General features: G+C 66.4%; 5 protein-coding genes. All 5 read right to left on the bottom strand.

Features of this window, described 5'->3' with window-relative positions; genetic code table 11:
* A partial coding sequence (locus C662_RS19255) for an NAD(P)(+) transhydrogenase (Re/Si-specific) subunit beta (RefSeq protein ID WP_002934095.1) occupies positions 1-889 on the bottom strand: 889 nt, incomplete at its 3' end.
* Between the two features lie 10 nt (positions 890-899).
* Positions 900-2,489: a Re/Si-specific NAD(P)(+) transhydrogenase subunit alpha gene (locus C662_RS19250; RefSeq protein ID WP_002934094.1), complete on the bottom strand. Its 1,590-nt coding sequence runs from the start codon at positions 2,487-2,489 to the stop codon at positions 900-902.
* A 305-nt stretch (positions 2,490-2,794) separates the two neighbouring features.
* Positions 2,795-3,541 carry an acetoacetyl-CoA reductase gene (phbB, locus tag C662_RS19245; RefSeq protein WP_002934093.1) on the bottom strand — a complete coding sequence of 249 codons (747 nt, stop codon included), beginning with the start codon at positions 3,539-3,541 and terminating at the stop codon, positions 2,795-2,797.
* A 35-nt stretch (positions 3,542-3,576) separates the two neighbouring features.
* A complete protein-coding gene (locus C662_RS19240) occupies positions 3,577-4,752 on the bottom strand; it encodes an acetyl-CoA C-acetyltransferase (RefSeq protein WP_002934086.1) in 1,176 nt (391 codons plus the stop codon).
* Between the two features lie 123 nt (positions 4,753-4,875).
* Positions 4,876-6,419: dihydrolipoyl dehydrogenase (gene lpdA, locus C662_RS19235; RefSeq protein ID WP_002934074.1), on the bottom strand; the 1,544-nt coding region annotated here is incomplete at its 5' end.

Genomic DNA, 6,419 nt, shown 5'->3' with positions numbered 1-6,419 from the left:
CGCCTGCCGGCTCGGCGCCGTCGGCCGCCGCCGCAGGGGCGCCGCCGCCGGCGCCGAAGCCGCCGGCGATGACGCTGAGGAAGTTGCGGTTCATCGCCCGGCACATGATGTAGGACAGGATCGCACCCGACGAGCCGACCAGCGCGCCGACGACGATCAGCAGGTCGTTGCCGAGCATGAAGCCGGTGGCCGCCGCCGCCCAGCCGGAGTAGCTGTTGAGCATCGAGACCACCACCGGCATGTCGGCGCCACCGATCGCCATCACCATGTGCACGCCGAAGGCAAGGGCGATCACGGTCATCACCAGCAGCAGCGTCACGCCGACGCCGGTCGAGTGCGTGTTGAGGAACCAGTTGCCGAGCAGGATCACCAGCACGAGGCCGAACAGGTTGAGGAAATGCCGCGCCGGCAGCAACAGCGGCTTGCCGCCGATCTTGCCGGAGAGCTTGCCGAAGGCGATCAGCGAGCCGGAGAAGGTGACCGCACCGATCAGGATGCCGATGTAGATCTCCACCTCGTGGATGGACTTCTCGGCGGCGGTGGGGAACACCAGGGAGGTGTCCACGTAGCTCGCGAAGCCCACCAGGCAGGCGGCCAGGCCCACCAGGCTGTGCATCAGCGCGACGAGCTCGGGCATCTGCGTCATCTGCACCTTCCTGGCGGCGTAGAGGCCGACGGCGGCGCCGATGACGAGGGCGATGACGATCCACGGGATGCCGGCCAGCGACACCTGCGGGCCGAACACGGTGGCCAGCACCGCGATGCCCATGCCGACGATGCCGAACAGGTTGCCGCGGCGAGCGGTCTCCGGGTGGGCGAGCCCGCCCAGGCTGAGGATGAAGAGGATGGTGGCGCCGATGTACGAGACAGTGGCCATGCTTGAGGTCATTGTCTTCTCCTTACTTGCGGAACATCGCGAGCATGCGACGGGTGACCGCGAAGCCGCCGAACATGTTCACGGCGGTGAGGGTGATGGCCACGAAGGCGAGGATGCCGATCAGGCCACCGGGACGGTCAGTGGCCCCTTCGGCCAGCGGCGGTGCGATCTGCACCAGGGCGCCGATCGCGATGATCGACGAGATGGCGTTGGTGACGCTCATCAGCGGCGTGTGCAGCGAGGGCGTGACGTTCCACACCACCATGTAGCCGACGAAGCAGGCCAGCACGAACACCGTGAAGTGGGTGAGGAAGCTGGCCGGGGCGTAAAGGCCGACGAGCAGGAACAGCAGCGCGCCGACACCGAACACGATGGCCAGCGACTTCACCGACATCGGCTCGCCGGCGCCGTGGCCGTGGCCCTTGGGCGCGGCGATCGGCGTGGCGGCGGCCTTGGGCTTGGCCGGCGCGGCCGGCAGCTTGGGCGGCGGCGCCGGCCAGGTGAGCTCGCCGTCCCGGATCACGGTGAGGCCGCGGATCGCGTCGTCCTCGAAATTGACGAGGATGTTGCCGTCCTTGGCCTTGCACAGTTCCTCGGCCAGGCGCAGCAGGTTGTTCGAGTACAGCGTGGACGACTGCTTGGCCAGGCGGCTGAGCAGGTCGGTGTAGCCGATGATGGTCACGCCGTGGCGCACCACCGCCTCGCCGGGCACGGTCAGTTCGCAGTTGCCGCCCTGCTCGGCCGCGAGGTCGACGATCACGCTGCCCGGCTTCATGCTCTGCACCATCTCGGCGGTGATCAGCCTGGGTGCCGGCTTGCCCGGGATCAGCGCGGTGGTGATGATGATGTCGACTTCCCGCGCCTGCTGCGCGTACATCGCGCGCTGCGCGGCCTGGAAGCCCTCGCTCATCACCTTGGCGTAGCCGCCGCCGCCCGAGCCCTCTTCCTCGTAATCGACCTTGACGAACTCGCCACCGAGCGAGACCACCTGGTCGGCGACTTCGGCGCGGGTGTCGTTGGCGCGCACGATGGCGCCCAGGTTGGCCGCGGTGCCGATGGCGGCGAGACCGGCCACGCCGGCGCCGGCGATGAAGACCTTGGCCGGCGGGATCTTGCCGGCGGCGGTGACCTGGCCGTTGAGGAAGCGGCCGAAGGCATTCGCGGCCTCGATCACGGCACGGTAGCCGCTGATACCGGCCATCGAGGTCAGCGCGTCCATCTTCTGCGCCCGGCTCAATTGACGCGGCAGACAGTCGATGGCGAGCACCGTGGCGCGCTTGGCCTGCAGCGCCTGCATCAGTTCGGGGTTCTGCGCCGGCCATACGAAGCCGATCAGGGTTGCGCCTTCGCGCATCAGGCCCACTTCTTCCAGCGTCGGTGGGCGCACCTTGAATACGATGTCAGCCCGCGCCCACAAATCGGTCGCGCTGGGCAGCACCTCGGCGCCCGCGGCTCGGTAGTCGTCGTCGGAAAAGTGGGCCGCTTCTCCGGCGCTGCTTTCGACCGCGGCGGCGAAACCCAGCTTGACGAGCTTCACCACGACCTCGGGAACGGTCGCCACGCGTTTTTCACCAGCGAAGGTTTCCTTTGGAACTCCGATCAGCAAATTCATGGCTTCGACTCCTCAATCGATTGACCTTGCAGGCGCGGCTGCGCCGAGCGGCACGCCTCGCCGCGCGGCCCGCGGCTTCGAGCTGTCGGTATCGGCGCTCTCGCGAACTTGGGCGCCACGCGGGTTCCACAAAGCGTGGTTCCATGAGCCATGGGTGTGTGCATCGGGTTCTCCCTGTTTTGCTTATTTTGGCGAAGCAGTGCGTGCGTTCACGTCGAGCAAGCCCAATGGGCTCCGACAGACGCCATCGCCAATCGCATTCGCAGACGTGGCGTGTGTGCTGGCGGAGCCCAGGCCCACATACCTCACTGCATGTGCTGGCCACCGTTGATGGCGATGTTGGCGCCGGTGACGAAGGCGGCTTCCTCGGATGCCAGATAGATGATCAGACCCGCCACTTCCTCCGGTTTGCCTAGGCGCCCCAGTGGAATCTGCGGCAGGATCTTGCTGTCCAGCACCTCCTTCGGGATGGCCATGACCATCTTCGTGCCGATATAGCCGGGGGAGATGGTGTTGACCGTGACGTTCTTCTTCGCGACCTCGAGCGCCAGTGCTTTGGTGAAGCCATGCACGCCGGCCTTGGCAGCCGAGTAGTTGGTCTGGCCAAACGCACCCTTGCTGCCATTGACCGAGGACACGTTGATGACGCGGCCCCAGCCGCGCTCGGTCATGCCGTCGACCACCTGCTTGCTCATGTTGAACAGGCTGTCGAGGTTGGTACGCAGCACCGCGTCCCAGTTGACCTTGTCCATCTTCTTGAAGGTCATGTCGCGCGTGATACCCGCGTTGTTAACCAGCACATCGACCTCGCCGACCTTCTCCCGCACCTCGGCCACGGCCTTGGTACATGATTCGAGATCGGCGACGTCGCAAGGCACAGCGAGAATGTCGTGCCCCCTTGCCTTCATGTCGGCGACCCACTCCGCATGTTTCGTATTTCCGGGCGAATACGTAACGGCCACCCGGTAACCTGCCGCGGACATCTTGGTGGAGATGACCTCACCCAGGCCACCCATGCCACCCGTAACCAGCACCACACGTGCATTGCTCATGTTCGTCTCCTCAGTCGCGTCGTTCAGGATTGGATTCAGCGTTCGATGGCAAGTGCGACGCCCATTCCGCCGCCGATGCAGAGCGAGGCGAGGCCACGGCGTGCATCGCGCCGAATCATTTCGTGGATCAGCGTGACCAGCACGCGGCATCCGGATGCGCCGATCGGGTGCCCGATCGCGATCGCGCCGCCATTGACGTTGATCTTGCTGGTGTCCCAGCCCATTTCCTTGTTTACCGCGCAGGCCTGCGCCGCGAAGGCTTCGTTGATCTCCATGAGGTCGAGCTGGTCGGCCGTCCAGCCGGCCTTGTGCAGGCACAGCTTCGAGGCGGGCACCGGGCCCATGCCCATGATCGTGGGTTCGAGGCCGGCGGAGGCGTAGGCGGCGATGCGGGCGAGCGGCTGGAGGCCGAGCGCCTTCGCCTTGCTCGCGGACATCATCAGCACCGCGGCAGCGCCGTCGTTGATCCCCGAGGCGTTGCCGGCCGTCACCGACCCTGCCTTTTCGAACGCGGGCTTGAGGCCGGCGAGCGATTCGGCCGTCGTGCCGTGCTTGATGAATTCGTCGGTGTCGAACACCACCTTGCCCTTGCGGCTGACGATCTCCACAGGGACGATCTCGTCCTTGAAGCGGCCGGCCTTTTGCGCGGCCTCGGCCTTCTGCTGGGATGCAGCGGCGAAGGCATCCTGCTCCTCTCGCGAGATGCCGTATTTTTTGGCAACGTTTTCGGCAGTGGTGCCCATGTGGTAGTGGTTGTAGGCATCCCACAGGCCGTCGTTGATCATCGTGTCGACCATCTTCCAGTCGCCCATGCGCTGGCCATCGCGCGAGCCCATCACCACATGCGGCGAAGCGCTCATGTTCTCCTGGCCGCCGGCGATGACGATGTCCGCATCGCCGCAACGGATGGCCTGCGCGGCCAGATGGGTGGCCTTGAGGCCCGAGCCGCAGACCTTGCCGACAACGAAAGCCGGCACGCCGATCGGCAGGCCGGACTTGATCACCGCCTGACGCGCCGGGTTTTGGCCGCCGCCGGCGGTCAGTACCTGGCCGAGGATGACCTCGTCGACCATGTCTCCACTGATGCCGACGCGTTCCAGCAAGGCCTTGATGACGGTGGCACCCAGATCAGGTGCAGCGACTTTTGCGAGGGCACCTCCGAACTTGCCAACAGCAGTGCGCGCGGCGGCAACGATGACGACGTCTTCCATGGTCCGTTTCCTTTCTCGTTGAATGACAATCTGACCTTCGCCCCCCTTGTTATGAGTGGCAGATGCCGGTCTGGTATCGGAGGGTTGGGGTTGGGGTTGGGGTTGGGGTTGGGGGGCGGAGCCTTACTTCTTGCGCATCGGCGGCAGGTCGGTGCAACTGCCGTGGGCGACTTCGGCAGCCATGCCCACGGTCTCGCCCAGGGTCGGGTGCGGGTGGATGGTCTTGCCGATGTCGACCGCGTCCGCGCCCATCTCGATGGCCAGGCACACTTCGCCGATCATGTCGCCGGCCGACGGCCCGACGATGGTGCCGCCAATCACGCGGTGGGTCTCGGCATCGAAGATCAGCTTGGTGAAGCCGTAGTCGGCGCCGTTGGCGATCGCGCGCCCGCTGGCGGCCCACGGGAACTTGGCGGTCTCGACTTTCTTGCCCTCGGCCTTGGCCTGCGCCTCGGTGTAGCCGACCCAGGCCACTTCCGGATGCGTGTAGGCCACGCCCGGGATCACGGTGGCGTCGAAGGCCGCCCGGGCAAGCTCCGCCTTGCCTTGTGCCTCCCCGGCCGCGACTTCGGCCGCCACGTGCGCCTCATGCACCGCCTTGTGGGCGAGCATGGGCTGGCCGACGATGTCGCCGATCGCAAAGATGTGCGCCACGTTGGTGCGCATCTGCGCGTCCACCGGAATGAAGCCGCGCTCGCCGACGATCACGCCCGCCTTCTCCGCGCCGATCTTCTTGCCGTTGGGCGAACGGCCCGCCGACTGCAGAATCATGTCGTACTTCACCGGCTCGGCAGGGGCGCCTTCGCCTTCGAACTTCACGTACAGGCCATCGTCCCGGGCTTCGACGCCGACGGTCTTGGTCTTCAACATGATCTTGTCGAAGCGGTGGGCGTTCTGCTTCTCCCACACCTTCACGGCGTCGCGATCCGGGCCCTGCATCAGGCCGTCGAGCATCTCGACCACGTCGATGCGCGCACCGAGCGTCGAGTACACCGTGGCCATCTCCAGGCCGATGATGCCGCCGCCAATCACCAGCATCTTTTGCGGCACCTGGCGCAGCTCGAGCGCGCCGGTGGAATCGACGATACGCGGGTCCTTCGGGATGAAGGGCAGGTGCACCGCGGCCGAACCGGCGGCGATGATGCAGTGCTTGAACTTCACCACCTTCTTCGCGCCGGTCTTGTCCTGGGCGCTGCCGGTGGTCTCCTCGACTTCCAGATGATGCGGATCGAGGAAGCTGCCGTAGCCGCGGATCACATCGACCTTGCGCGCCTTGGCCATGCCGGCGAGACCGCCGGTGAGCTTACCGATCACGCCGTCCTTGTGCTTCCTGAGCGCATCGACATCCACGGTCGGCTTGGCAAACACGATGCCGGCCTTGTCGACATGCTCCGCTTCCTCGATCACCGCCGCGACGTGCAGCAGCGCCTTCGAAGGGATGCAGCCGACGTTCAGGCACACGCCACCGAGGGTGGCGTAGCGCTCGATGATCGCGGTCTTGAGACCCAGGTCGGCAGCGCGGAAGGCCGCGGAGTAGCCGCCCGGGCCGGCGCCGAGCACGACCATGTCGTATTCGGCGTCGGCGCTGCCGGCGTGGGCTGCAGCGGTCGGGGCTGCGGCGGCAGCAGCGATCGGCGCCGGCGCGGCGGCAGGCGCCGCTCCCGCAG

The sequence above is a fragment of the Thauera sp. 28 genome (assembly GCF_000310145.2).
Lineage (GTDB): Bacteria > Pseudomonadota > Gammaproteobacteria > Burkholderiales > Rhodocyclaceae > Thauera > Thauera mechernichensis.
Note: the sequence above shows the minus strand (reverse complement) of the source record. Positions and strands in the feature narration are given on the sequence as shown.